The organism is Pseudomonas sp. E1MeOHC2, from assembly GCF_058745025.1.
Genome location: NZ_CP196675.1, coordinates 1,873,509 through 1,900,310 on the forward strand (window position 1 = coordinate 1,873,509; position 26,802 = coordinate 1,900,310).

The window sequence follows — 26,802 nt, forward strand, 5'->3', positions numbered from 1 at the left end:
TAGGGTTTGAGTGTGTGGTTGGGCTGCCAGGTGCCTGGCTTTGTTTCTTCAGAGGGGCGCAGATCGAGCGCCGCGCGGGCGGCGCTCGATCTCATAGGCGCTGAAAGAACAATGGCAGGCACCTGTCAGCCTTAACCGAATATTCCGCCGAACACGCAGAATCGAAATCGCTAAGAAATGGCGTGACACCCCGATTTAATCCAGCGACCACGACAAAGCCCACATAAACAGCATCCATACTTCCCCAAAACAAACCAACCCAGCGCTGCGGTTCGATTAGTGACACGCACTACCTCACTTATCCCCAAGATGAAGCACGATTGCAGCTTCACCGCCCGCCAGACTTCGATAAGTACAAAGACTGCAATACCGTAGAAGATCAGTCAGCCCAAGGCCCTACATCCCACTCACAAGCCTTGCAGGCATTCAGGCTCTTTTAAACCCATATCACCCGCATCTATTGACCTGTTCCCAAATCCGCACTCCCACCTAGACTCGGCCAATGCCCGCTCAAGGACCGCCCCATGCCCGAGACCCTGCTCAGCCCCCGCAACCTCGCCTTTGAACTCTATGAAGTCCTCGACGCCGAAGCCCTGGCCCAGCGCCCGCGCTTCGCCGAGCACAGCCGCGAGACCTTCGACGCCGCGCTGGCCACGGCTCGCACCATCGCCGAAAGGTACTTTGCCCCGCACAACCGCAAGGCCGATGAAAACGAGCCGCGTTTTGTGGACGGCTGCGCCGAGCTGATCCCCGAGGTAAAACCCGCCGTCGATGCCTTCCTCGGAGCCGGCTTCCTCAACGCCAACCGCGACTTCGAGGTCGGTGGCATGCAGCTGCCCAGCTTGGTCTCACAAGCCTGCTTCGCCCACTTCCAGGCTGCCAACGCCGGCACCACCGCCTACCCATTCCTGACCATGGGCGCGGCCAATCTGATCGAAAACTTCGGCACCGATGAGCAAAAGCGCCTGTTCCTGCAACCGATGATCGAAGGCCGCTACTTCGGCACCATGGCCCTGACCGAACCGCATGCGGGCTCTTCGCTGGCCGACATCCGCACCCGCGCAGAACCTGCCGGCGATGGCCTCTACCGGCTCAAGGGCAACAAGATCTTCATCTCCGGCGGCGACCACGAACTGTCGGAAAACATCGTGCACATGGTCCTGGCCAAGCTGCCGGACGCCCCAGCTGGCGTGAAGGGCATCTCGCTGTTCATCGTGCCCAAGTATCGGGTCAATCAGGACGGCAGCCGTGGCGAGCGCAACGACGTGCTGCTGGCCGGCCTGTTCCACAAGATGGGCTGGCGCGGCACCACCTCGACCGCGCTCAACTTTGGTGACCATGGCCAATGCGTCGGCTACCTGGTCGGCCAACCGCATCAGGGCTTGGCCTGCATGTTCCAAATGATGAACGAGGCACGCATCGGCGTCGGCATGGGCGCGGTGATGCTGGGTTACGCCGGCTACCTCTACTCCCTGGAATACGCACGCCAACGCTCCCAAGGACGGTTGCCGGACAACAAGGACCCGCACAGCCCCGCAGTCCCTATCATTGAACACAGCGACGTGAAACGCATGCTGCTGGCACAAAAGGCTTACGTTGAAGGTGCCTTCGATCTCGGCCTGTATGCCGCACGCCTGTTCGACGACACCCAGACCGCCGACGACGAAAGCACACGGCAACAGGCCCAGACACTGCTCGACTTGCTGACCCCGATCGTCAAGTCCTGGCCGTCGGCGTATTGCCTTAAAGCCAACGAGCTGGCCATACAGATCCTCGGTGGCCACGGCTATACCCGCGAATACCCGGTCGAGCAGTACTACCGCGACAACCGCCTGAACCCAATCCACGAGGGCACTGAAGGTATCCAGTCGCTCGACCTGCTCGGGCGCAAGCTTGCGCAAAATGGTGGCGCCGGGCTTAAGCAACTGATCCGCCTGATCGCCAGCACGGCCGAGCGCGCCAGCCATCATCCAGGCCTCGACACCCTGCGCCAGCCACTGGAACAACTGGTCAATCGCCTGCAAGCCGTTACCCTCGCCCTGCTGGGCGATCTGGCCCAGGGCAAAGTCACTGCCGCACTGGCCAACTCGGCCTTGTACCTCAAGGCCTTCGGCCACTGCGTGATCGGCTGGCGCTGGCTGGAACAGGCAATTCGCGCCGAGCTTGGCGTGCTCAATGGCAACCCCGCCGACCGCGACTTCTACCTTGGCAAGCTACAAGCCGCGCGTTATTTCCTGACCTGGGAAGTACCTGGCTGCCATAGTGAACTGGCCTTGCTCGAGGTGCGCGACGATACCTGCCTAGCCATGCAAGACGAGTGGTTCTAGGCGCCACCGTGTAAACAGATGCTCGCGCATGTTTGGTTCCAGCGCACTGCTGCACGCGCCAACCTCTATCTGTCACCCGTGTCGCTCAGCGCATTTGCAGGCGTGGGCGACCTGCCGGGATGGCGAGTAATGGCAATGCCTGCCGCGACCACCGCAATGCCTACGTAGGTTGTCCAATGGATCACGTCCCCGAACATCAGTGCCGCCCATAACAACGTCACAGGTGGCTCCAGGTAGACCAGCGCCGAGACGCGGGTCGCCGAGAGCTTTGTGAGCAATATCCACAGGCTCAAGTAGGCAATGAACGTGGAGAACAGGGTCAACCATGCGACAGCCGCCCAGACCTGTGTGCTGGCAGGCACTTCGATCAAACCCAGCGGCAAGCCTGTAGCCGTGAGCAGTAAGAGCGTCGCAGTCGATTGCAGAAACAGCGGCATCAGCAGACCGTCCTTGCTGTGATCGGTCGCCATGATCGATTGCCGGCGCTGATACAGGGTGGCAATGGACAGTGTGATCGCGGCGATGAGCGGCAGGGCGTACAGCCAGAGGCTAAGCTGACTCGCGGACAAGCTGTGCTCTGCGAAAATGATCATGCTGACACCAGCGAACCCCACCCCAAGCCCCAGCCACTCCTGCCGACCACTGCGCTCATGCGGGTTGTTGTTCATCGATGCCGTGATCAAGGGCTGCAGCGCACAAATGATGGCGGCAATCCCCGCCGGTAGCCCGCCTCGGATGGCGATGTAAACACTGACCAAGTAAGCAAACTGTGCCAAAAAGCCGATGACGGCGTTATAGCGTATCTGCGCCCACGTAAGCGCCTGCAGCCGACGTACAACAAAGGGCAGCAGGCAGATGCTGACCAGCAGAAAACGCCAGAACAGCAGGTTTATCGCACCCGCGTCTTCCGTACCAAGCCGGGCGCCAATGAAGCCCGAACTCCAAGAAAGAACAAAGATGACTTGCAGCAATATCAGATATGGCGCACTGCTTGGCATGTTCACGCCCCTGTGTAATGCAATTCCTCGAACGTAATCGGCTCGATGCCTATACGTGAAAACTGTCGGGCAGCCGATCGGTGTAACGCCCAACGCAACCCCAACCATTTGGGGATCGTCGCAGGAATGCCGTCGTAGGAAGCCAAGTGCCAGAAACAGTTGGAATCGTCAGCAAAGTAGGGGCAATGAAAGGACAGCACCAATGACATGCGTCGCCCGCTGATCACCGGGCGCACACCGTGGAACAATCGGCTGCCGTAGATGAACAAGGCATCGCCAGGCGCGTCCAGCCTTGCGCTTTCGAAGGTGCGGTGATCCAGCGCATCAAAGGTATCGACAGTGCCGTTGTGGAACAGGAACTCGCCCCCGCTGTAGTCGGAGCACCCCGACAGCACGATATTCAGCACATAGTTGGTGCCGTCTGTGTGCCACATGCCGAGTTGCTGCTGTTGCTCGACAGGCTTGGGGTAGAAATAGTTGACCTGCGATCGCGCATTGACCATGGGGTAAGGCACCAGCGGCACGCCTGCAATGCGCGATACGGCCAACAGGAATGAACGGCTGCACATCATGTCGTTGATGAACGATGACAAAGCCGTCACCCCTCGCGTACGCCGTGAAATGATCCAGTCGCTGTCGCCCGCCCCCTCCTCCAGACGGCTGCAGATGCCTTGCAAGGCCGAAACGCCCTCGGGCGTGAACAGCCGATGCACAACCGCCACCCCAGTGATGCTGTCCACCGCGATTTTGGCGTGTGGGCTGTGGGCATACCCAAGCTGCCCAACTGTTCGGGTGTCACTGAGGATGGGCCCGTGCTGGCAAAGCAAATCGTCCGACCAGGGCAACTGCTCACTTAGGCAGATCGGCGATGGCCGCGGCGTGCGCTTCAATGTCGACTTGAGCGCCAGCTTCACGCGCCCTACGCCGCGTTCGAACAGGGGTAAGGTGTCTGAAGAAGGATTCATGATGTGTCTGTCCCCGTAGAGTCACTACTGAAGGTACTTCGCGATCTGATAGCGCACCGAGCCATCACCACTGGCGAACTCGTCCACCACACTGCAGTTGCAATGCCGGGCCCTGATGCGACGGAACTGTTCGGGCGTGTACTTGAGGCAGATGTTGGTCAGTAGATACCCACGTTGCTGCAGGCGCTGCACAGACTGCAGGGTCACTACGACATGGATCGGTTCATCCTGAATGCGTAGCGGTACGAGCATGGCTTCGTGCTCGCCCGAGGGGATGAAGCCTTGTTGAAGCGCGACCGTTCGGGAGAACTGGAGCATGCAGGGGTTGGCGTAGAACTTGAGGATGGTACTTTCCAGGCCTTCCTCGTAGACCTGCATTTCCGAAAGAATGTAGGTGGTGCTACCTGCAAGGCTACGAATCAGCCGCCCAGTGCTTACTGGCAGCTCGTTACCTTCCTGGAACCCAAGCAAGGTGATCAGGGTGAGCTCCTGATCGTGACGCAAATCATCATGGGTAACAGTGCGGTAATCAGCAGCGATGTAATTGAAACTGCCATCCTCCCGCACGATGGGACCCACGGCATCGCTCATCGCGGCTTCCGAGGTCTGGTTGATATCGATGGCGGTGTAGCGGATGGAGCTGGACGTCTCGACCATTCGCTTCAGCAAGCAGGCGCTCTTGATCGGCTCGGGGCCCAGCTCGACATAGTGCACGCGGCGCCCACTGCTCAGCGCTGCCAACCGCTTGGCAACTTCGTCGATGACGGTCTTGAGCGCCCCCTGCCCCTCTGCGTCAGCACAGAGCCCGCTCTGACCCACGCCTTGCTCATTCAAGGCGCGCATGAGCAGAAATATCTCGTGGTTGAAACGATGGGCGCTTTCAGGTCCCGGCTCAGGCTGGGCCAAGGTCGAGTACTTCTCATGGTTCTCGACAGTCCATAAGCGTGCGTGCTGGTAAGCGGGGTTGCGTACGAGTGCATCTACCACGAAGTCGTTCAGGCTCATCCGTATCATTCCATTGCAATTCAGGGGGCATGCGGGCTTCGACCCCACAGTAAGAGTGGGTATAAAGGCTGTACAGTTGATTAAATCGAAGCGCTGGTTCGATCCAACCAAATCAGGTGGTTCCATGGGCAAAGGCCTCGACATCGATGTACTGAGAACCTTCCAGGCAGTGGCCCGGCTAGGCCGTTTCAAGGCGGCGGCCGACTACGTCCACCGCAGCCCATCGGCGGTGACGACGCAAATCCAGAAGCTGGAGGGAAAGATCGGGCAACAATTGTTCACGCGCAGTAACCAGTCCGTAGAGCTAACCCCTGCGGGTCGCCAGTTGTTGGGCGAGGCGACACGTTTCTTGATGGCTCACGACAGGCTGCTGGCTACGCTGTCGCCACAGCAGATGACTGGCAAGGTGCGTCTGGGAGTACCCGATGGCTATGCCGCCAACCTGATGAATGACTTTCTGCCAGTGTTCGTCGCCAATAATCCGAAACTGGAGCTGGAGGCTGTAGCGCGATCCAGCGCAGAGCTCATCGACCTGTTTGCGCGACAACGACTGGACTTGGCAGTAGCGGTCAGCAGTGAAGACTGGCAACAAGGCGAGTGGCTTCGCTCGACTCAGCCTCGCTGGGCCGCAGCGCCTGGATTCAGCCATGATCCCAGTCGCCCCTTACCGTTGGCACTGCAGTTGAAAGGTTGCCCATACCGGGAGGCTGCCTTGCAGGCATTGAAAGCCCACGGCATTGCGTACCGTGTTCTGCTGGAAAGCGCCAACTGGCACGCAGTGCTGGCCTGCATGAGAAGTGGCCTGGCCGTCGGCATTGTCGAGGGCCTGGATAGCGCCGATACATCGCTCGCGTACGTGGAGGGGCTGAGCTTGCCCGACCTCGAAAAGCACCACGTCTATTTGCTGACGGACACCTCTCACCATGTCGCGTCGCATCTGAATGCTATGTTGAAGGGCGCCATCCAGAAAGAGGGGGTAGCAACGCCGCCCCCTTGCTGGGAGGGCGGCGATTGAACGCCCTCGCGTTATTTCCTGACCAGGGAAGTAGCTGGCTGCCATAATGAGCTCGCATTGCTCGAGGACGGCGACCAAACGTGCCTGAGTATGCGAGTGGAGTGGTTCTAGGGGGAGCCACCACTGACTCGGAGGTTCCCGCATGTTCGATTCCAGCGCCCTGTTGCGCCAGCGCTTTGCGGCGCTGCGCAGTACGGCCGAGTTGTTTTCCCTGCGTCATGTGAAACAGTCGCACCAGTCGCTGTCGGTTCGCCGCAACGTAGCCGAGCCGCCGTTCTTCAGCCAGGACGAGGGCGCCATGCTCACCGTGCGAGTCAATGGCGTGGAGGCTTATGCGGCCACGGCAGACCTGTCCCAGCAAGGCCTGCAACAGGCGCTCGAACGCGCCGAGGCGCTGGCCCGGCAAATCGCCCGGCACAGCCTGCTGGACCTGCGTGAGCAACCGGTGACCAGCGCCCGCCACGACCACGTTTCGCCCCACTTCGATCAGCCCATGCCCAGCCTTGCCGACTGCCTTGGCCTGCTCGCCGCCGAATCGGCCAGCGTGCCCCAGGACAGCCGCCTGGTGGACTGGCAGGCTGGCCTGGGCATGAGCCTGGTCGAGCAGACTTACCTCAACAGCGCCGGCGCCGAGCTGCGCCACGCCCAGCGCTTTTTGTTCCCAGGCTTGAGCGTGACCGCCAGCGACGGCCAGGACAGCCAGAGCCGCAGCCTGGGCCGGGACAACTTCGGCCAGCAGGGTGGCTTTGAAATCATCGAGCGCTGTGGCTTGGTCGGCGCTGCCAACCGGGTCGCCGACGAAGCACTGCAACTGCTGCTCGCTCCCAATACCCCCAGCGGCCAGCGCGACCTGCTGTTGATGCCTGACCAGATGATGCTGCAGATCCATGAGTCCATCGGCCACCCGCTGGAGATGGACCGCATTCTTGGCGACGAACGCAACTACGCCGGCACCAGCTTCGTCAACGCCAGCGATTTCGGCCACCTGCAATACGGCTCGACGCTGCTCAACGTGACCTTCGACCCGACCATCGGTGAAGAGCTGGCCAGCTACAGCTACGACGATGACGGCACCCAGGCCAGCAAGCAGTTCCTGATCCGCGAAGGCCTGCTGCTGCGGCCGTTGGGCGGCGCCCTGTCGCAGTTCCGCTCGGGCCTGGACGGCGTGGCCAACAGCCGTGCCTGCGGCTGGAACCGTGCGCCGATCGACCGCATGGCCAACCTCAACATCGAGCCGGGCGACCGGTCGCTGGCGCAACTGGTCCAGGGCATCGAGCATGGCATCCTGATGCGTACCAACCGCTCCTGGTCCATCGACGATGCGCGCAACAAGTTCCAGTTCGGCTGCGAGTGGGGCCAACTGATCGAAAACGGCGAGCTCAAGGGCATCGTCAAGAACCCCAACTACCGCGGCATCTCGGCGCAGTTCTGGCGCAACCTGTCGGCAGTCGGCGACCGCAGCACCTTCCAGGTGCTCGGCACACCCAACTGCGGCAAGGGCGAACCCAACCAGGTGGTACGGGTCGGCCATGCGTCGCCGGCCTGTGTGTTCAGCCAGATCGATGTATTCGGAGGCGACGCCTGATGAGCGCCATACCCCAGCAACGTTTCGAAAGCCTGCTTGGCGCCCTGCGCGACGCCCTTCAGCCGGGCGAACAGTTCACCTTCGGCTACAGCGCCGAGCAGTCGCAGTTCGTGCGCTTCAACCACGCCAAGGTGCGCCAGGCCGGTGAGGTCGGCCAGGCCAGTGTGCAGCTGCGCCTGATTCATGATGGCCGCCAGGCCGAGCAGCAGATCACCCTGGGCGATGATGCCGTGCTGGACCGCGCGCGCCTGGCCGATGCCCTCGGCCAATTGCGCCAGACCCTGCCTCTGCTGGCGGTCGACCCCTACCTGCGCCTGGACGAAACCCCGTGGAACAGCCACAGCCAGCAGGGCCACACGCTGCCGGATCTGGATGAAGTACTGGCCTTGATCGAGCGTGAAGCAGGCGACCTGGACCTGGTCGGCATCTACGCCGCTGGGCCGATCTGTCGCGGCTTCGCCAGCTCGTTCGGGGCCTTTGGCTGGCACCAGGCCAACAGCTTCAACATGGACTGGAGCCTGTTCCACGGCAACGGCCAGGCAGTGAAAGCCAACTATGCCGGGCAAGCCTGGAGCGCTGATGAATTCATCGCGCGTCTGCGCCAGGCCCGCGAGCAACTGGCGTACCTGGGCCGCCCCGCAATCACCTTGAAACCCGGCAGCTACCGCGCCTACCTGGCACCGGCGGCCATGGACGAGATTGCCGGTATGCTGTGCTGGGGCGGGTTTTCTGCGCAGGCCCTGGCCACCGGCAATAGCGCCCTGCAGCGCCTGTATAACGGCGATGCACGCCTGAGCCCGCTGGTCAGTTTCGACGAACAGGTCAGCGGCTCGTTGAGCCCGACGTTTTCCGATGAGGGTTCACCACGCCTTGACGTTGCGTTGATCGCGCAAGGCCAGGCCGTGCAGCGCTTGATCAGCGCACGCAGCGCGGCCGAATTCGACCTGATGGCAAATGGCGCCGACAGCTATGAGTCGCCTTGCGCCTTGAGCCTGGCGGCGGGCAACCTGGCCAGTGAAGCCATCCTCGAACGGCTTGGCACCGGGCTGTATATCAGCAACCTGTGGTACCTCAACTACTCGGACCTGCCGGCAGCGCGCATGACCGGCCTGACCCGCTTTGCCACCTTCTGGGTGGAGAATGGCGAGATTCAGGGGCCGGTAAGCACCATGCGCTTCGATGACAGCCTGTACAGTTTGCTGGGTAGCCAGTTGGAGGACCTGACCCGCGAGCGCGAGATGATTCTCTCCACCAGTACCTATGGACAGCGCAGTACCGGGTCGAGTCATTTGCCGGGGGCTCTGGTCAAAGGCCTTACCCTGACATTGTGATTGGACTTGCCGGCGTCTTCGCGGGGCAATCCCGCTCCCCGCCTTGTGGGAGCGGGCTTGCCCCGCGAAGACGCCGGCACTGACAAACGAGGACGTCATGCCCGAACGCACCCCGCTGGACCCCGTCACCGCCCGCTGGATCCCCTGGGTCGTGGCCATCGCCTTCTTCATGCAGTCCCTGGACGGCACCATCCTCAACACCGCGCTGCCGGCCATGGCCCGCTCGCTGGAAGAAGACCCGCTGCGCATGCAAGGCGTGATCATCGCCTACATGCTCACCGTGGCCTTGTTGATCCCCGCCTCCGGCTGGCTCGCCGACCGCTTCGGCACCAAGCACATCTTCTTCAGCGCGATCCTGTTGTTCAGCTTCGGCTCGCTGCTGTGCGCCGCCGCCGACAGCCTCGGTTTTCTGATCCTGGCCCGGGTGGTTCAAGGCCTGGGCGGCGCATTGATGCTGCCGGTCGGCCGGCTGGTGGTACTGCGCGCCTACCCACGCACCGAGCTGGTGCGGATCATGAGTTTCATCACCATCCCCGGCCTGCTCGGCCCCCTGCTTGGCCCAACGGTCGGCGGCTGGCTGGTGGAGATCCTCAGCTGGCACTGGATCTTCCTGCTTAACCTGCCGGTCGGCGCCATCGGCTGTTATGCCGTGTGGAAGTTCATCCCCGACCTGCGCGGCGCTGAGCGCACCAGCTTCGACGGCCCAGGTTTTCTGCTGTTCGGTGCGGCGATGGTGCTGATCACCATCGCCATGGAAGGCCTGGGCGAGTTGCACTTGCCGCATTTGCGGGTGATGTTGCTGCTGTTCGCCGGCATGGCCTGCCTGGCCGCCTACTGGCTGCGCGCAGGGCGCGATCCCGAGCCGCTGTTCTCGCCCAGCCTGTTCCGCGTGCGCACCTTTGCCATCGGCATCCTCGGCAACCTGTTCGCCCGCCTGGGCAGCGGCGCCCTGCCCTTCCTGGTGCCACTGCTGTTGCAGGTAGCCCTGGGCTATTCGCCCGCCCAGGCCGGCATGAGCATGATCCCGCTGGCGGCGGCGGCGATGCTTGCCAAGTCCATCGCCCGGCCGCTGATCGAGCGTTTTGGCTACCGCATCATCCTCACCGGCAATACCCTGCTGCTGGGCCTGCTGCTGGCCAGCCTCGGCCTGATCGACGAGCAGACACCCTACGCCGTGCTGCTGATACACCTGGGCCTGCTCGGCGCGGTCAACTCCATGCAGTTCACGGCCATGAACACGGTGACCCTGATCGACCTCGACGATGCCAGCGCCAGCAGCGGCAACAGCCTGCTGTCAGTGGTCGCGCAATTGGCGCTGAGCCTGGGTGTGGCCTGCGCCGGGGCATTGCTGGGTGGCTTCACTGCGGCGGGCAGTGCCGAAGGGGTCGAGAGCACATTGGGCGCGTTCCAGCTGACCTTCGTGACCATCGGCATCATGGCCATGCTGGCAGCGGCGATCTTCCTGCAACTGGCGCCGACAGACGGAAGGCGTGCCCGTCGTCCGGAACAACACATGGAGTCGTAGGGCGAATGGCCATGAGGCTGGTAGACTGTGCGGCATTTTTCGCTTCGCTACACAGGCCCGCCTCGTGACCACCGAATCCACCGCCTTTGCCACCCTGCCGCTGTCCGCCGCCATGCTGGCCAACCTGGACGCCCTCGGCTATGCCTCGATGACGCCGATTCAGGCCCAGAGCCTGCCGGTCATCCTCAAGGGCCAGGACCTGATCGCCCAGGCCAAGACCGGCAGCGGCAAGACCGCTGCGTTCGGCATCGGCCTGCTGAACCCGATCAACCCGCGTTACTTCGGTTGCCAGGCCTTGGTCCTGTGCCCGACGCGCGAGCTCGCCGACCAGGTCGCCAAGGAGTTGCGCCGCCTGGCCCGCGCCGAGGACAACATCAAGATCCTGACCCTCTGTGGCGGCGTTTCGCTGGGCCCACAGATTGCTTCGCTGGAGCACGGCGCGCACATCATCGTCGGTACCCCGGGGCGCATCCAGCAGCACCTGGACAAAGGCACGCTGGTGCTCGATGGCCTGAACACCCTGATCTTGGACGAAGCTGACCGCATGCTCGACATGGGCTTCTTCGACGCTATCGCCAGCATCATCGGCAAGACCCCGGCACGCCGCCAGACCCTGCTGTTCTCGGCCACCTACCCGGCCGGCATCAAGCAGCTTGCCGCCGACTTCATGCGCAACCCGCAGCAGGTCAAGGTCGAAAGCCTGCACACCGACAACCAGATCGAACAACGCTTCATCGAAATCGACGCGCAACAACGCCTCGAAGCGGTGACCCGCGTGCTGGGCCACTATCGCCCGCAATCGTGCGTGGCGTTCTGCTTCACCAAGCAGCAGTGTGAAGACGTGGTCGCCCACCTCACGGCCAAGGGCATCGTCGCCCAGGCCCTGCACGGTGACCTCGAACAGCGCGACCGCGATCAGGTGCTGGCCATGTTCGCCAACCGCAGCAGCTCGGTGCTGGTGGCGACCGACGTGGCCGCCCGCGGCCTGGATATCGACGGCCTGGATATGGTGCTCAACGTCGAGCTGGCGCGTGACGCGGAAATCCACGTGCACCGTGTCGGTCGTACCGGCCGTGCCGGTGAGAAAGGTGTGGCGATCAGCCTGGTAGCCCCGGCCGAAGGGCACCGCGCCCAGGCCATCGAAGCGCTGCAGAAAAGCCCGCTGCGCTGGGACCAGTTGGACAGCCTGAAGAACAAGGGCGGCGAGCCGCTGCTGCCGGTAATGAGCACCTTGTGCATCGCTGCCGGGCGCAAGGACAAGCTGCGTCCGGGTGACATCCTCGGTGCGCTGACCGGCGATGCCGGTATCCCGGGCAAGCAGGTGGGCAAGATCGCCATCTTCGACTTCCAGGCCTTCGTGGCGGTGGAACGGGCCCTGGCCAAGCAGGCCATGCAGCGCCTGAACAGCGGCAAGATCAAGGGCCGGGCCCTGAAAGTCCGCATTATCTAAACTTATTCTGGGGCTGCTATGCAGCCCATTCGCGGGGCAAGCCCGCTCCCACAGGACCTCCACAGCCCTTGAGCCTGGCGGAGTACCTGTGGGAGCGGGCTTGCCCCACGAATGGGCCGCACAGCGGCCCCAGCTACCAAGAGGTCTATCGTGCACACCACAGACGTGATCATCCTCGGCGCTGGCGCCGCTGGCCTGATGTGCGCCCAGCTCAGCGCCCGCCGTGGCCGCCGAGTGCTGCTGCTCGACCACGCCAACAAGCCAGGCAAGAAGATCCTGATGTCTGGCGGCGGGCGCTGTAACTTCACCAACATGTACACCGAGCCTGCCAACTTCCTCTCGCACAACGCGCACTTCTGCAAGTCGGCGCTGGCCCGCTACACCCAGTGGGACTTCATCGAGCTGGTGGCCAAGCACGGCGTGCCGTATCACGAGAAAAAACTCGGGCAGCTGTTCTGCGACAACAAGTCCAGCGACATCCTCAACATGCTCCTGGCCGAGTGCGACGAAGCCGGTGCCGAGCTGCGCATGGAAACCAGCATCTCGCACATCGAGAAGACTGAAAACGGCTACCTGCTGCAGACCAGTGCCGGGCAGTTCGCCTGCCAGTCGTTGGTGATCGCCACCGGCGGCCTATCGATCCCGACCCTGGGTGCTACCGGTTTCGGCTACCAGGTGGCCCGTCAGTTTGGCCATACCCTGCTGCCGACACGCGCCGGTCTGGTGCCGTTCACCATCACCGAGCCCCAACTCAAGGCATTGTGCACGGAACTGTCGGGCACTTCGCTGGACTGCACGGCCAGCTGCAACGGCACCAGCTTTCGCGAAAACCTGCTATTCACCCACCGCGGCCTGAGTGGCCCGGCGATCTTGCAGATCTCCTCGTTCTGGGAGGCCGGCGACACGGTAGAGATCAACCTGCTGCCAGACCGCGACGCACTGACCTGGCTGCAACAGCAACAGGCCGAGCGCGCCAATGCAGAACTCAAAACCGTGCTCGGCGAAGTGTTCACCCGCAAGCTGGCCAACCTGCTGGCCGAGCAGTGGTTCGAATCGAAGCCGATGAAGCAGTACACGCCGGCAGAACTGGCACAGATCGCCGAAAAACTGGCGGCCTGGCAAGTGGTACCTGCCGGCACCGAGGGCTATCGCACTGCCGAGGTGACGCTGGGCGGCGTGGATACCCGCGAGGTGTCGTCCAAGACCATGGAGTCGCTCAAGAGCCCGGGGCTGTACTTCATTGGCGAGGTGCTGGATGTAACCGGCCACCTGGGCGGTTTCAATTTCCAGTGGGCCTGGGCATCGGCTAACGCTGCGGCGCAGTTCGTGTAGAGTAGAATCCATTCAGCAGCACGGAACGCTTCTTGCTGGTCCGTGCGGCAATGTATTCATTCGATCACAGCCCAAGGCCATCATGTCATCGAGCTCGTTCCGTCAGTCACTGCGTCGCCTGTGGGGCCAAGACAAGTTCAGCTACAGCATCCGGGTAACGGTCGCCCTTACCGGCAGCATGGCCTTGTGCTGGTACCAGGATGAAATGGCCCTGCTGATCCCGTTGTTCCTGGGCATTATCGCCAGTGCCCTGGCCGAGACCGACGACAGTTGGCAAGGCCGCCTCAGCGCCCTGGCCGTGACCCTGGTGTGCTTTGCCATCGCCGCTCTGGCCGTCGAACTGCTGTTCCCCTACCCATGGGTCTTCGCCGTTGCACTGGCCTTGGCGGCTTTCGGCCTGACCATGCTCGGCGCCCTGGGCGAGCGTTATGGCGCCATCGCCTCGGCGACGCTGATCACGGCGGTATACACCATGATCGGCGTGGACCAGCGCGGCGGCGAGGTCACCGATTTCTGGCACGAGCCGATGCTGCTGGTGGCGGGCGCGGCCTGGTATGGCCTGCTGTCGGTGCTGTGGCAGGCGCTGTTCTCCAATCAGCCGGTGCAGCAAAGCCTGGCCAAGCTGTTTTTCGAGCTGGGCCGCTACCTCAAGCTCAAGGCCAATCTGTTCGAACCGGTGCGCAACCATGACCTGGAGGCCCGGCGGCTGGAGCTGGCCCAGCAAAATGGCAAGGTGGTCGCGGCGCTCAACGCCGCCAAGGAAATCATCCTGCACCGGGTTGGCAACAGCCAGCCAAACTCCAAGGTCAGCCGCTACCTGAAGCTGTACTTCCTGGCCCAGGACATCCACGAACGGGTAAGCGCCTCGCACTACCCCTACAACGCCCTGGCCGAAGCGTTCTTCCACAGCGACGTGATGTTCCGCTGCCAGCGCCTGCTGCGTCATCAAGGCTCGGCCTGCCAGGACCTGGCGCGCTCAATCCGTCTGCGTCAGCCGTTTGTCCTCGACAGCCGGTTTGCCGACACCCTGGAAGACCTCAACGCCTCCCTGGAGCACCTGCGCAACCAGAACAACCCCGCCTGGCGAAGCCTGCTGCGTTCGCTACGGGCACTGGCGGCCAACCTTGCCACCCTGGACCGCCTGTTGGGCGCCGCCAGCAACCCGGACAGCCTGGCCGATGCCAGTGACAGCAGCCTGCTGGACCGTTCGCCACGCTCGCTGAAGGATGTCTGGAGCCGCCTGCGCACCCAGCTGACGCCGACCTCGCTGCTGTTCCGCCACGCCCTGCGCCTGCCCCTGGCGCTGTCGATCGGCTATGGCATGGTGCACCTGATCCACCCCACGCAGGGCTATTGGATCATCCTCACCACGCTGTTCGTCTGCCAACCCAACTACGGCGCGACGCGGCGCAAGCTGGGGCAGCGGATTGTCGGCACGGCCATCGGCCTGACGGTGGGCTGGGCACTGTTTGACCTGTTCCCCAACCCGATCATCCAGTCGATGTTCGCCGTGGTCGCCGGGGTGGTGTTCTTCGTCAACCGCACCACCCGGTACACCTTGGCGACCGCAGCGATCACGTTGATGGTGCTGTTCTGCTTCAACCAGATCGGCGACGGCTATGGGCTGTTCCTGCCGCGCCTGTTCGATACCCTGGTGGGCAGCCTGATCGCCATTCTGGCGGTGTTCCTGTTCCTGCCCGACTGGCAAGGCCGGCGCCTGAACAAGGCGCTGGCCAACACCCTGGCCTGCGCCAGCGTGTACCTGCGCCAGATCATGCAGCAGTATGCCCACGGTAAACGCGACGACCTCGCCTACCGCCTGGCCCGCCGCAACGCCCACAACGCCGATGCGGCGCTGTCCACCACGCTGGCGAACATGCTCATGGAGCCGGGGCACTTTCGCAAGGAAGCGGACGTCGGCTTCCGCTTCCTGGTGCTGTCGCACACGCTGCTCAGCTACCTCTCCGGGCTGGGCGCGCACCGTGATACCGCCTTGCCCGCGGAGGTTCAGGAGCAATTGATCGAGGGTGCCGGGCAAAGCCTGGCCAACAGCCTGGACGAGATTGCCAATGGCCTGGCGGCGCGGCTACCGGTGGCGATCCACAGTGATGCCGAAGAAGCGTTGGCCAATGCCCTGGAGCAGATGCCGGAAGAGCTGGATGAACATCAGCGACTGGTGCAAACCCAGCTGGCACTGATCTGCCGGCAGCTGGGGCCGTTGCGCACGCTGGCGGCGCACTTGGTCAAGGAAAGCACACCGGCCTAAATGCTGAGTGGCCGGCACAGGCAATAGAGATCAAAAGCCATGCTGGCGCAGCAAGCGCGCATAACTGCCATCGGTTTTCATGGCCGCGATTGCCCGCTCGAAACGTTCGACTATCTGCTGGTGTTCCGGGTGTTTCAGGCTGACCAGAATATGCAGGCTGTTCTGCGCCAGTGGCGGGTCGACCAGCTCCACACCATCACGCACCGCCTGCGGTTCGCGCTGCAGGTTGTAATGGGCCACGTACTCATCCTCAACCGCCAGGTTTACCCTGCCGGCCGCCAGCATGCGCACCGCCGACGAGAAGTTACGCACCGCCACCTTGTGCAAGCGGGTGTCGCCGTCAAAATCGGGCGAATAGGCATAATCGCGCACCACGGCAATGCTGTAGGGGTACAGATCGGATTGGTGCTGGTAACCGAAGGCCTCGCCTTTGCGTTTGAGCAGGCGGACCTTGTTGTTCAGGTAGGCGTTGGAAAAATGCCCGATGCGGGTCCGTGAGTCGTTGTACCAGGCATTGATCAAGATGTCGTAACGCCCTTCGCTGACGCCCATCAAGGCCCGTGCCCACGGCGCCTCCTCGAACGCACTGGCGTAACCGGCCCTGGCCAGTGCGGTAGTGACGATGCTGGTTGCCAGGCCGCCGCCCGGCATACTGGCATCGGTAAACGGTGGCCAGCTATCCGCAACTAGCCGCAGCTTGTCATGACCCAGCACGGGCGTGGCCAGCATGGCTGCCAGCAATCCCAGAACACATAGCAGTGGCCGCATGCTCAAGTCCTTTCGCAATAGAGGGCGCACACTGTGTAGGCGGCCTTCGCCGCAACTGCCGAGGAGATTACACAAAGCTGAGGCTCAGGGCAGCGGACAATAGTGTCATTTTGCCTCTATTTTGGCCGAAGCCTGCATGACACGGTCTGCAGCAATCCGCCACTCGTCGACGGCCTGTGGATTTGCGATGATCGACGTCCCATTCAAGGAGTTCGTGCCAATGTCCATCGACTGGCTCTGCAAGCACCACACCGACCTCGGCAAGGACCAGCTCTACGCCATCCTGCAATTGCGCACCGAAGTGTTCGTGGTCGAGCAACGCTGCGCCTACCAGGAAGTCGATGGCCAAGACCTGAGCGGCGATACCCTGCACCTGATGGCTTGGCAGGACGACAAGCTGGTGGCCTATCTGCGCCTGCTCGACCCGCAATCCCAGGGGGGCGATGTGGTGATCGGGCGCGTGGTGACATCACCTGCAGCGCGTGGGCTCAAGTTGGGGCATCCGTTGCTGCTCAAGGGGCTGGAGGCTGCTGAGCATTGCTGGCCGGGGACGCCGGTGTATCTGTCGGCGCAAGCGCATCTGCAAGGGTTTTATGCACGGCATGGGTTCGAGGTGGTGGGTGAGGAATACCTTGAGGATGACATTCCGCATATCGGCATGCGCAAGGGCTGAAATAGTTGGGGGCGCTTTGCGCCCCTTTCGCGACGCAAGGCCGCTCCTACAGGGGTTGCGCGAACCTTTGTGGCAGCGGCCACAGCATCACGGATAACCCAGCACTTCTCGGATCTGGCGCATATGCCGGGTGATCCACTGCTTGTCGATCGCGCCCCAGTCATGAATGCGGTAGTGCCCGGCATGATTGCGCGCGCCCTCCTGCTGCTCGAACTCACAGACGATATCCAGGTCGGCCAGGGCGGCGATGGTGTCCTGGGCCGTGCGGCGTGGCATGCCGGTGGCCTCCATCAGGGCCGGCACGCTGGTCGCCGTCTGGCTGTCGATCAACCAGGCTACGTACAGGCGGCGGTAGAAGCTGCTCTTGGTCTTGCTCACTTCCATGCTGCGTGGTCCTTAACAGTTGCCCGGCAGCTCCCGATAGGTCAGGTAGACGCGCAGGTCGAATTCCAGTTGGTGGTAGTCCGGCTCCATGTGCTGACAGAGCTGGTAAAACGCCTTGCTATGATCGCGCTCACGCAGGTGCGCCAGCTCGTGCACCACGATCATGCGCAGAAACTGCGGCGCGGCTTCCTTGAACAAGGAGGCGATGCGGATTTCCTTCTTCGCCTTAAGCTTGCCACCCTGAACGCGCGATACCGCAGTGTTGAGCCCCAGGGCACGGTGGGTCAGATCGAGGCGGTTGTCGAACAGCACCTTGTCCAGGTTGGGCGCGCTGCGCAGGTACTGTTGCCGCAGGTCCTGGGCATAACCGTACAGCGCCTTGTCGCTTTGCACGTCATGGCGGTCGGGGTAGCGACGCTGCAGGTACTCGCCCAGGCGGTCGCTGTCGATCATCTGCCGCACCTGCTCCTGCAGGTGTGGCGGGTAGGCTTGCAAGTAACGTAATACGGTCATGGCACTGCTTCGGCGTGGCGAATGGCGATTCTAGCCAATCATGGCCGGGGCCAGGAGAAAATCGCCGGAAAGCCACTGGCATCGGCCGCAGTCATGGGGTGCGCCACCAAAAAACCCTGCACATAGGCGCAACCGTTTGCCTTGAGCCACGCAGCTTGGGCCTGGGTTTCCACGCCCTCGGCGATCACCGTGATGCGGTAGTCGGCGCACAAGCCGATCACGCTGCGCACCAGCGCGGCATCCACCGTAGAGTCCGGCAGGCGTGCGACCAGGTGCCGGTCAAGCTTGAGGGTGTCGATCGGCAAGTCACGCAGCATGCGCAGCGAACAGTCACCCGCGCCAAAATCATCCAGCGCCACCCGCACGCCCAGTTCGCGCAGGCGGTGTATCTGCTTCACCGCTGCGTCGATGTTGTACATCAACGACATCTCCGCCACCTCGACTTCAAGTTGCGCCGGGTTCAGCTGGTAATCCTGGATCACCCGCTGCAGCTCCTCGACCAGCCCCGGCATGACGAACTGGGCACGGCTCAGGCTGATGCCCAGCACCAGATCCTGGGCGAAACGGTCGCACCAGGCCTGGCGCTGGGCCGCGCCCTGGCGGTAGATCCAGCTGGCCAGGCGGTTGATCAGCCGGGCTTCCTCAAGCAAAGGGATGAACAGCCCAGGCGGCACATCGCCGACACTGGGGTGCTGCCAGCGCAGCAACGCCTCGAAACCGCGCAGGTGGCCGTCGGCAAAACCCACCTGGGGCTGATACACCAGGCTGAAATCCTGCTGTTCGATGGCGGCACGTACGCTGTCTTCGAGCATCAACCGTGAGCGCGCGCGGCCGTTGAGTTCCTGGTCGTAGAAACGGTACTGCTGGCGCCCGGCCTGCTTGGCCGCATACATCGCCGCATCGGCCGCGCGCAGCAGGCCTTCGACGGTGGCGCCGCACTCAGGGTAGGTGGCGATGCCAATGCTGACCCCCAGGCACACATCCAGCCCGTCGATTTGCTGGCTGATCGCGATGCGCTCGAGCAATCGCTCGGCGTAACGCCCGGCCTGCTCGGGGTAGGGCAAGCTGTCGAACAACGCCGTGAACTCATCGCCGCCCATCCGGGCCAGCAAAGCCTCGTTTCCCAGACAGTCCTTGAGCTGTTCGGCAACCCAGCGCAGGACGCGATCGCCCGCTTCATGGCCCAGCGAGTCATTGATCCGCTTGAAGCCATCAAGGTCCATGTACATCAGCGCCTGCGCCTTGTCCGAGCGCTCGTTGCGCAGCAGTACGCCCTCTGCGGACTGATAGAAACCCCGACGGTTGAGCAGGCCGGTCAGTGGGTCGGTCACCGCCTGATACTCAAGCTGCTGGTGCAGGTTGCGCACCACCGACATGTCCAGCACCGTCACCACCATCGCCTGCTGATCGGACGGCAACGGGGCACAGGACAGCGCCACCGGCACCAGTTCGCCGCCCAGGGTGCGCAGTTGGGCATCGTGCACACGAAAAATCTGCCGCCCCAGGTAGGCCCGGTAGAAGTCCGACTCGTTCCACAGATCGGCATTGGCCATCTGCACCAGGTCAAGCAACTGGGCACCCTGCAATTGCTCGACCGGGGCGGCCAGCAACCTTGAGATGGCCGGGTTGGCAAAACTGATGGTGCCTGCGGCATTCACCACAAGAATGCCTTCGGCGGCGTTCTCCAGGATCGAGGCATTGAATGCCCTGGCGGCTTCCAGCTCGCGGCTCAGGCGTTGCAGCATGCGCCGGTTACGCTGCTGGTCGAGCAGCGCCTGGACCTTGGGCTTGAGAATCTGCGGGTCGAACGGCTTGAACATGTAGTCCACCGCGCCACTGGCGTAGCCCTTGAGCACTGCGGCCTCGGACTGCTCGTTGGCGGTGAGGAAAATGATCGGGGTCAGCCGCGTACGCTGGCTGCCACGCATCAGCCGGGCGACTTCAAAGCCGTCCATCTCCGGCATTTGTACATCCAGCAAGACCAGGTCGACGTCGTGTTCGAGCAAGGCGCTCAGGGCTTCCATCCCTGAACTTGCAGTCAATACTTGCCAATCCTGCCGGGCCAGCAAGGCCCGCATGCTGATGAGGTTCTCGGGGTAATCGTCTACCACCAGTAGCACCGAGCTGCCATCCAGTGGCTGAGGTTGAAGGTGAGCGCCATCCATGCTGCTTCTCTATTTTGTGACCGACTTCAAATTGCGGTTGGATCCGATAAGTACTCTAGACCCGAGTCTGTAACACGCAATGCAATCAGAACGCTATCAGTGCCTAAACCGTACGGTAGCCGACTAACGGTTGCTCTGCCGCGAATATCTGCCGGCGTTTTCACAGGCAAAAAAAACCCGCATTTCTGCGGGTTTTTCAGGGCGACCTGGGGATCAGTTGACCTTGGCGGCCAACTCACCTTTCAGGTAACGCTGGTACATGCCTTCCAGGGAGATCGGCTTGATCTTGGAGGCATTGCCGGCGGTGCCGAACGCTTCGTAACGAGCGATGCACACGTCACGCATGGCTTTTACGGTTTCACCGAAGAACTTACGCGGGTCGAACTCGCTTGGGTTCTGCGCCATCAGGCGACGCATGGCACCGGTGGACGCCAGGCGCAGGTCGGTGTCGATGTTGACCTTGCGCACGCCGTGCTTGATGCCTTCGACGATCTCTTCAACCGGTACACCGTAGGTTTCTTTGATGTCGCCGCCGTACTGGTTGATGATCGCCAGCCACTCTTGCGGTACCGAAGACGAACCGTGCATGACCAGGTGGGTGTTGGGGATGCGCTTGTGGATTTCCTTGATGCGGTCGATCGCCAGCACGTCACCGGTAGGTGGCTTGGTGAACTTGTACGCACCGTGGCTGGTGCCGATGGCGATGGCCAGGGCATCGACCTGGGTCTTCTTGACGAAGTCGGCCGCTTCTTCCGGGTCGGTCAGCATCTGGCTGTGATCCAGCACGCCTTCGGCGCCGATACCGTCTTCTTCACCGGCCATGCCAGTTTCCAGCGAACCCAGGCAGCCCAGCTCGCCTTCTACCGAAACGCCACAGGCGTGTGCCATGGCAACGGTCTGCTGGGTAACGCGGACGTTGTAGTCGTAGTCGGTCGGGGTCTTGCCGTCTTCGCCCAGCGAGCCGTCCATCATCACCGAGCTGAAGCCCAGCTGGATCGAACGCTGGCAGACGTCAGGGCTGGTGCCGTGGTCCTGGTGCATGCACACCGGGATGTGCGGGAATTCTTCGATGGCGGCCAGGATCAGGTGGCGCAGGAAGGGCGCGCCGGCGTATTTGCGGGCACCGGCCGAAGCCTGGACGATAACCGGAGAGTCGGTCTTGTCGGCGGCCTCCATGATTGCGCGCATTTGCTCGAGGTTGTTGACGTTGAAAGCTGGTACGCCGTAACCGAACTCGGCGGCGTGGTCCAGCATCTGGCGCATGCTAATGAGTGCCATTGTGTATCTCTCTCCCGACAAGCGTCGTTTGTTTCGTGCAAGCCTGCCGCAGGGGCGGTTGCTGTTCAAGTAGTGTGGGCCACCTTGGCGGCCCGGCCAGTCACGGTGCCTTGCAGCCCCGCCCAATCAGATCGTTGGTTGCCACCCAATACACCAGGCCTTCATCGCCCTTGGTGTGGAAAGCCAGCACGCCATCGCTGTACAAATCGCCTGAGGCGCCCGGCTCGGACTTGAGCCGGTAGACCTGGTCGCCGCCACCGAGGCGCACGTCGACCGCTTCGAATTGTGCATCAGCGAAGCGCCACAGCACTTCGGTCTGGGTGTCACAGACCCAACGGGTCCAGACATCTGCCGGGGCGGGTTGCGCCGGCTGCAGCAGTGAGCATCCTGCCAGTGTCGCCAGGGCCGCTACGGCCATAAGCGCTTTCATTGAATATCCTCTAGATGACCACACAGTCGCCACTTGGTTGCCTGCACCGGGCAAAGCCCGATGAAGGGCCCCGATCAGGGGCAGCCAGGCGCCTTGTGCTGGTGATCTTCGTCATACTTTTCCAGGCCATCCGGGCCCAGGCGCTTGTTGATGACCGGCACGGTCTCGGCCTGCCACTCGGACTGGTAGCAGCCGCCCTTGGGCAAGCGCGACGCGGTTGCGTCCGAAGACGGGCTGCCGGAGCAGGCGCTCAGCAGGCCGACCAGGATCATCACAGGCAATTGCTTGACCATCAGGTCGCTCCCTTTGCCAAGCGCCAACGTCATCAGGCCTTGGCCCGCTCTTCCAGGATTGCCACAGCCGGCAGAACCTTACCCTCGACGAACTCGAGGAAGGCGCCACCACCGGTAGAAATGTAGGAGATATCGGCGCCAACGCCATATTTGTCGATTGCCGCCAGGGTGTCACCGCCACCGGCGATAGAGAACGCAGGGCTTTCGGCGATAGCCTTGGCCAGAACCTGGGTGCCGTTGCCGAACTGGTCGAACTCGAACACGCCAACCGGGCCGTTCCACAGGATGGTCTGTGACGACTTCAGCAACTCGGCGAAGTTGGCTGCGGTTTGTGGGCCGATGTCCAGAATCATGTCGTCGGCGGCGACGTCGGCAATGGCCTTGACGGTCGCTTCGGCGCTTTCGGCGAATTCCTTGGCGACTACCACGTCAACCGGCAGCGGTACATTGACCTTGGCGGCGATGGCCTTGGCGGTGTCGACCAGGTCCGGCTCGTACAGCGACTTGCCGACCGGATGACCGGCAGCTGCCAGGAAGGTGTTGGCGATACCGCCCCCGACGATCAGCAGGTCGCAGACAGCGCTCAGGCTGTTCAGCACGTCGAGCTTGGTCGACACCTTGGAGCCGGCGACGATGGCCGCCATCGGCTTGGCCGGGGCTTTCAGCGCCTTGCCCAGGGCATCCAGCTCGGCAGCCAGCAGTGGGCCTGCAGCAGCCACCTTGGCGAACTTGGCAACGCCATGGGTCGAACCCTCGGCGCGGTGGGCGGTACCGAAAGCGTCCATCACGAACACGTCGCACAGGGCCGCGTATTTGTGCGCCAGCTCGTCGGCGTTCTTTTTCTCGCCCTTGTTGAAGCGCACGTTCTCGAACAGCACCAGGTCACCAGCCTTGACCTCGACACCGTCCAGGTAGTCGGCGATCAGCGGCACGTCACGGCCCAGGGCCTTGCTCAGGTACTCGGCGACCGGCTTGAGGCTGTTCTCGGCCGAGAACTCACCTTCGGTCGGGCGGCCCAGGTGCGAGCAGACCATTACCGCCGCACCCTTCTCCAGGGCCAGCTTGATGGTCGGCAGCGCTGCCAGGATACGCGCGTCGCTGGCTACCACACCGTCCTTTACAGGCACGTTGAGGTCTTCGCGGATCAGTACGCGTTTACCTTGCAGGTCGAGGTCGGTCATCTTCAACACGGTCATGAATGCAGTCCTTTAGGGCTGTTTGTTGCGGGTTGGTTGAACGACGTGCAGATAGTGTTCGGCAACGTCGAGCATACGGTTGGCAAACCCCCATTCGTTGTCGAACCAAGCCAGCAGGTTCACCAGGCGGGGGCCGGAAACACGGGTCTGGCTGGCATCGACGATGGCCGAATGCGGGTCGTGGTTGAAATCACAGCTGGCGTGAGGCAGCTCGGTATAGGCCAGCAATCCTTTGAGCGGGCCCTCCAGGGCTGCCTCGCGCAGCACCCGGTTGACCTCGGCGGCGCTGGTGTCGCGGGCGGTCTGCAGGGTGATGTCCAGGCACGAGACGTTGACGGTCGGCACGCGTACCGCTTTGGCCTGGATTCGCCCGGCAAGTTCCGGCAGCAGCCGCTCAATGCCGCGCGCCAGCCCCGTGGACACCGGGATCACCGACTGGAACGCAGAACGCGTGCGGCGCAGGTCTTCGTGGTGGTAAGCGTCGATCACCGGCTGGTCGTTCATCGCCGAGTGGATGGTGGTGATCTGCACGTATTCGATGCCGAACGCCTGGTCCAGCACACGCAACAGCGGCACGCCGCAGTTGGTGGTGCACGACGCGTTGGACACCAGCCGCTCGCTGCCGGTCAGGCACGCCTGGTTGATGCCGTAGACCACCGTGGCGTCCACGTCCGCCTCGCTGGCCATGGGTTGCGAGAACAGCACCCGTGGCGCACCGGCATCGAGGAAGCGCTGGCCGTCGGCACGGGTGTTGTAGGCGCCGGAGCACTCCAGCACCAGGTCGATGTCCAGGGCGGCCCAGTCGATGCCTTCGGGCGTGGCACTGCGCAACACCTTCACGCAGTCGCCATTGATATGCAGACAATCGCCATCGACCCTCACCTCACCGGGGAAACGCCCGTGGGTGGAGTCGAAGCGTGTCAGGTACTCGAGGCTGGCCTGATCGGCCAGGTCGTTCAGCGCGACAATCTCGAAACCGGCCTTTGCCCCCCGCTCGAACAACGCGCGCAGGACACAGCGGCCGATGCGGCCATAACCGTTGAGTGCAACTTTGTAGGGATGCGGGTGGGGCATAGGTAGCTCTTGAACTCCGGCGGTTGAACGGGGCCGCCATGCGGCCCATTCGCGGCACAAGGCCGCTCCCACAGGGTACTGCGACTCTGCAGATCCTGTGGGAGCGGCCTTGTGCCGCGAATGAGGGCCAGCAGCCCTCACTTTGCCTGTATCAGTCTTCCAGCAGCTCTTCGGCAGTACCCAGGATGTTCTCCAGGGTGAAGCCGAACTCTTCGAACAGTGCAGAGGCCGGGGCCGACTCACCGTAGGTGGTCATGCCGATGATACGACCTTCCAGGCCGACGTACTTGTACCAGAAGTCGGCATGGGCGGCTTCGATGGCGATGCGCGCACCGACTTGCAGCGGCAGTACGGACTGCTTGTAGCTTGCGTCCTGGGCGTCGAATACGCTGGTGCTCGGCATCGACACAACGCGCACCTTGCGGCCTTGTTCGGTCAGTTTGTCGAACGCCTGAACGGCCAGGCCCACTTCGGAACCGGTGGCGATCAGGATCAGCTCAGGCTCCCCGGCGCAGTCTTTGAGCACGTAACCGCCACGGGCGATGTCGGCGATCTGCTGGGCGTCACGGTCCTGATGCTGCAGGTTCTGACGCGAGAAGATCAGCGCCGATGGGCCGTCCTTGCGCTCCAGGGCGTGCTTCCAGGACACGGCGGATTCCACCGCATCGGCTGGACGCCAGGTGTCCAGGTTCGGCGTGCTGCGCAGGCTGCTCAGCTGCTCGATCGGCTGGTGAGTCGGGCCATCTTCACCCAGGCCGATGGAATCGTGGGTGTAAACGTGGATCACGCGCTGCTTCATCAGTGCAGACATGCGCACGGCGTTGCGGGCGTATTCCATGAACATCAGGAAGGTCGCGCCGTAAGGCACCAGGCCGCCATGCAGGGCGACGCCGTTCATGATCGCGGTCATGCCGAACTCGCGCACGCCGTAGTACATGTAGTTGCCGTTGGCATCTTCATGGCTGACGCCCTTGCAACCTTTCCACAGGGTCAGGTTGGAACCGGCCAGGTCAGCCGAGCCGCCGAGCAACTCTGGCAGCAGTGGGCCGAAGGCGTTCAGGGCGTTCTGGCTGGCTTTGCGGCTGGCGATGGTTTCGCCTTTGGCAGCGACTTCAGCGATGTAGGCAGCGGCTTTTTCCGCGAAGTCGGCTGGCAGTTCGCCGCTCAGACGGCGCTTGAGCTCGCCGGCCAGCTCAGGGAAGGCAGCGGCGTAGGCGTCGAAACGCTTGTTCCACGCGGCTTCGGCCTTGGCACCGGCTTCTTTGGCATCCCACTCGGCGTAGATGTCGGCAGGCACTTCGAACGGACCGTGGTTCCAGTTCAGTTCCTTGCGGGCCAGGGCGATTTCGTCGTTGCCCAGCGGAGCGCCGTGGCAGTCTTCCTTGCCCTGCTTGTTCGGCGAACCGAAACCGATGATGGTCTTGCAGCAGATCAGGGTCGGGCGATCGCTCTTACGGGCGGTCTCGATGGCGGTGCGGATTTCTTCAGCGTCGTGGCCATCGACGTTACGGATCACCAGCCAGTTGTACGACTCGAAACGCTTCGGCGTGTCGTCGGTGAACCAGCCTTCCACTTCACCGTCGATGGAGATGCCGTTGTCGTCATAGAAGGCGACCAGCTTGTTCAGGCCCAGGGTGCCGGCCAGCGAGGCGACTTCGTGGGAGATGCCTTCCATCATGCAGCCGTCGCCGAGGAACACATAAGTGTTGTGGTCGACGATTTTGTGACCGTCACGGTTGAACTGGGCGCCCAGTACTTTTTCGGCCAGGGCGAAGCCCACGGCGTTGGCCAGGCCTTGGCCCAGCGGGCCGGTGGTGGTCTCGACACCCGGGGTGTAGCCGAACTCCGGGTGGCCCGGGGTACGGCTGTGCAGCTGGCGGAACGACTTGAGGTCGTCGATGGTGACATCGTAGCCAGTCAGGTGCAGCAGCGAGTAGATCAGCATCGAGCCGTGGCCGTTGGACAGCACGAAGCGGTCACGGTCGGCGAAGCTCGGGTTGCTCGGGTTGTGCTTCAGATAGTCGCGCCAAAGCACTTCGGCGATATCCGCCATGCCCATGGGGGCACCTGGGTGGCCGCTGTTGGCCTTTTGCACGGCATCCATGCTGAGGGCACGAATGGCGTTGGCACGTTCACGACGGCTGGGCATCGCTGATCTCCTGGGGGCTTGAATAAGTGGTATTACGAAAAAAGGCGGCCATTTTCGCCCACTGGGGGGGCTGGGGGCAA

General features: G+C 62.7%; 22 protein-coding genes. 9 read left to right on the forward strand and 13 right to left on the reverse strand.

Going from position 1 to position 26,802, the window contains the following annotated elements:
• The first annotated feature begins 524 nt into the window (after positions 1-524).
• Positions 525-2,327 (forward strand): acyl-CoA dehydrogenase, encoded by a 1,803-nt coding sequence (locus ACSSU5_RS08375; RefSeq protein ID WP_492560984.1) that lies wholly within the window; start codon positions 525-527, stop codon positions 2,325-2,327.
• A gap of 65 nt (positions 2,328-2,392) precedes the next feature.
• On the opposite strand, the gene ACSSU5_RS08380 is transcribed toward ACSSU5_RS08375, so the two are convergent.
• From ACSSU5_RS08380 to ACSSU5_RS08390, 3 genes are read right to left on the reverse strand one after another with little or no spacing between them, the layout of a single operon-like run.
• Positions 2,393-3,325: a DMT family transporter gene (locus ACSSU5_RS08380; RefSeq protein ID WP_264311312.1), complete on the reverse strand. Its 933-nt coding sequence runs from the start codon at positions 3,323-3,325 to the stop codon at positions 2,393-2,395.
• 2 nt (positions 3,326-3,327) lie between these two features.
• Entirely contained in the window at positions 3,328-4,290 is a 963-nt protein-coding gene (locus tag ACSSU5_RS08385; protein ID WP_492560985.1) for a 2OG-Fe(II) oxygenase family protein, read from the reverse strand.
• Positions 4,291-4,314: 24 nt separating this feature from the next.
• Positions 4,315-5,295, reverse strand: coding sequence for a hypothetical protein (locus ACSSU5_RS08390; RefSeq protein WP_492560986.1), 981 nt, complete (start codon positions 5,293-5,295; stop codon positions 4,315-4,317).
• A gap of 124 nt (positions 5,296-5,419) precedes the next feature.
• Between ACSSU5_RS08390 and ACSSU5_RS08395 the strand changes: the two genes are divergently transcribed.
• The 7 genes from ACSSU5_RS08395 to yccS all read left to right on the forward strand — a co-directional run bounded on the left by ACSSU5_RS08395 (position 5,420) and on the right by yccS (position 15,799).
• Positions 5,420-6,310 carry a LysR family transcriptional regulator gene (locus ACSSU5_RS08395; RefSeq protein ID WP_492560987.1) on the forward strand — a complete coding sequence of 297 codons (891 nt, stop codon included), beginning with the start codon at positions 5,420-5,422 and terminating at the stop codon, positions 6,308-6,310.
• Positions 6,311-6,452: 142 nt separating this feature from the next.
• Entirely contained in the window at positions 6,453-7,895 is a 1,443-nt protein-coding gene (locus ACSSU5_RS08400; RefSeq protein ID WP_492560988.1) for a TldD/PmbA family protein, read from the forward strand.
• Entirely contained in the window at positions 7,895-9,226 is a 1,332-nt protein-coding gene (locus ACSSU5_RS08405; RefSeq protein ID WP_492560989.1) for a TldD/PmbA family protein, read from the forward strand. Before ACSSU5_RS08400 ends, ACSSU5_RS08405 begins: the two co-directional genes overlap by 1 nt.
• Before the next feature lie 97 nt (positions 9,227-9,323).
• Complete coding sequence (mdtD, locus tag ACSSU5_RS08410) at positions 9,324-10,751, forward strand: multidrug transporter subunit MdtD (protein WP_492560990.1); 1,428 nt, start codon at positions 9,324-9,326, stop codon at positions 10,749-10,751.
• 112 nt (positions 10,752-10,863) lie between these two features.
• Complete coding sequence (gene dbpA, locus ACSSU5_RS08415) at positions 10,864-12,201, forward strand: ATP-dependent RNA helicase DbpA (RefSeq protein ID WP_264314011.1); 1,338 nt, start codon at positions 10,864-10,866, stop codon at positions 12,199-12,201.
• 150 nt (positions 12,202-12,351) lie between these two features.
• Positions 12,352-13,533 (forward strand): BaiN/RdsA family NAD(P)/FAD-dependent oxidoreductase, encoded by a 1,182-nt coding sequence (locus tag ACSSU5_RS08420; protein ID WP_264311305.1) that lies wholly within the window; start codon positions 12,352-12,354, stop codon positions 13,531-13,533.
• Between the two features lie 82 nt (positions 13,534-13,615).
• A complete protein-coding gene (yccS, locus tag ACSSU5_RS08425; RefSeq protein WP_264311304.1) occupies positions 13,616-15,799 on the forward strand; it encodes a YccS family putative transporter in 2,184 nt (727 codons plus the stop codon).
• A 30-nt stretch (positions 15,800-15,829) separates the two neighbouring features.
• On the opposite strand, the gene ACSSU5_RS08430 is transcribed toward yccS, so the two are convergent.
• Complete coding sequence (locus tag ACSSU5_RS08430; protein WP_264311303.1) at positions 15,830-16,567, reverse strand: substrate-binding periplasmic protein; 738 nt, start codon at positions 16,565-16,567, stop codon at positions 15,830-15,832.
• A 220-nt stretch (positions 16,568-16,787) separates the two neighbouring features.
• On the opposite strand from ACSSU5_RS08430, the gene ACSSU5_RS08435 reads away from it, so the two are divergent.
• Positions 16,788-17,240: a GNAT family N-acetyltransferase gene (locus tag ACSSU5_RS08435; RefSeq protein ID WP_264314010.1), complete on the forward strand. Its 453-nt coding sequence runs from the start codon at positions 16,788-16,790 to the stop codon at positions 17,238-17,240.
• A gap of 87 nt (positions 17,241-17,327) precedes the next feature.
• Here the strand turns inward: ACSSU5_RS08435 and ACSSU5_RS08440 are convergent, their stop codons facing one another.
• The 9 genes from ACSSU5_RS08440 to tkt form a co-directional block, all read right to left on the reverse strand.
• The gene (locus tag ACSSU5_RS08440; RefSeq protein WP_264311302.1) at positions 17,328-17,624 is read right to left on the reverse strand and encodes a winged helix-turn-helix domain-containing protein; all 297 of its coding nucleotides are present in this window, start codon (positions 17,622-17,624) and stop codon (positions 17,328-17,330) included.
• Between the two features lie 12 nt (positions 17,625-17,636).
• Positions 17,637-18,137 carry a M48 metallopeptidase family protein gene (locus ACSSU5_RS08445; protein ID WP_264311301.1) on the reverse strand — a complete coding sequence of 167 codons (501 nt, stop codon included), beginning with the start codon at positions 18,135-18,137 and terminating at the stop codon, positions 17,637-17,639.
• Between the two features lie 38 nt (positions 18,138-18,175).
• Complete coding sequence (locus tag ACSSU5_RS08450; RefSeq protein ID WP_492560991.1) at positions 18,176-20,302, reverse strand: putative bifunctional diguanylate cyclase/phosphodiesterase; 2,127 nt, start codon at positions 20,300-20,302, stop codon at positions 18,176-18,178.
• Between the two features lie 213 nt (positions 20,303-20,515).
• Entirely contained in the window at positions 20,516-21,580 is a 1,065-nt protein-coding gene (gene fba / locus ACSSU5_RS08455) for a class II fructose-bisphosphate aldolase (protein ID WP_264311299.1), read from the reverse strand.
• 100 nt (positions 21,581-21,680) lie between these two features.
• On the reverse strand, positions 21,681-22,010 hold the full coding sequence (locus tag ACSSU5_RS08460) for an MliC family protein (protein ID WP_264311298.1): 330 nt from the start codon (positions 22,008-22,010) through the stop codon (positions 21,681-21,683).
• Positions 22,011-22,084: 74 nt separating this feature from the next.
• Positions 22,085-22,336, reverse strand: coding sequence for a hypothetical protein (locus ACSSU5_RS08465; RefSeq protein ID WP_264311297.1), 252 nt, complete (start codon positions 22,334-22,336; stop codon positions 22,085-22,087).
• A complete protein-coding gene (locus ACSSU5_RS08470; protein ID WP_264311296.1) occupies positions 22,336-23,499 on the reverse strand; it encodes a phosphoglycerate kinase in 1,164 nt (387 codons plus the stop codon). The genes ACSSU5_RS08465 and ACSSU5_RS08470 overlap by 1 nt, the downstream gene beginning before the upstream one ends.
• A 12-nt stretch (positions 23,500-23,511) precedes the next feature.
• Entirely contained in the window at positions 23,512-24,573 is a 1,062-nt protein-coding gene (gene epd / locus ACSSU5_RS08475; protein ID WP_492560992.1) for an erythrose-4-phosphate dehydrogenase, read from the reverse strand.
• A gap of 151 nt (positions 24,574-24,724) precedes the next feature.
• Positions 24,725-26,722, reverse strand: a complete 1,998-nt coding sequence (gene tkt, locus ACSSU5_RS08480; RefSeq protein WP_264311294.1) for a transketolase — start codon at positions 26,720-26,722, stop codon at positions 24,725-24,727.
• Positions 26,723-26,802 lie beyond the last annotated feature (80 nt).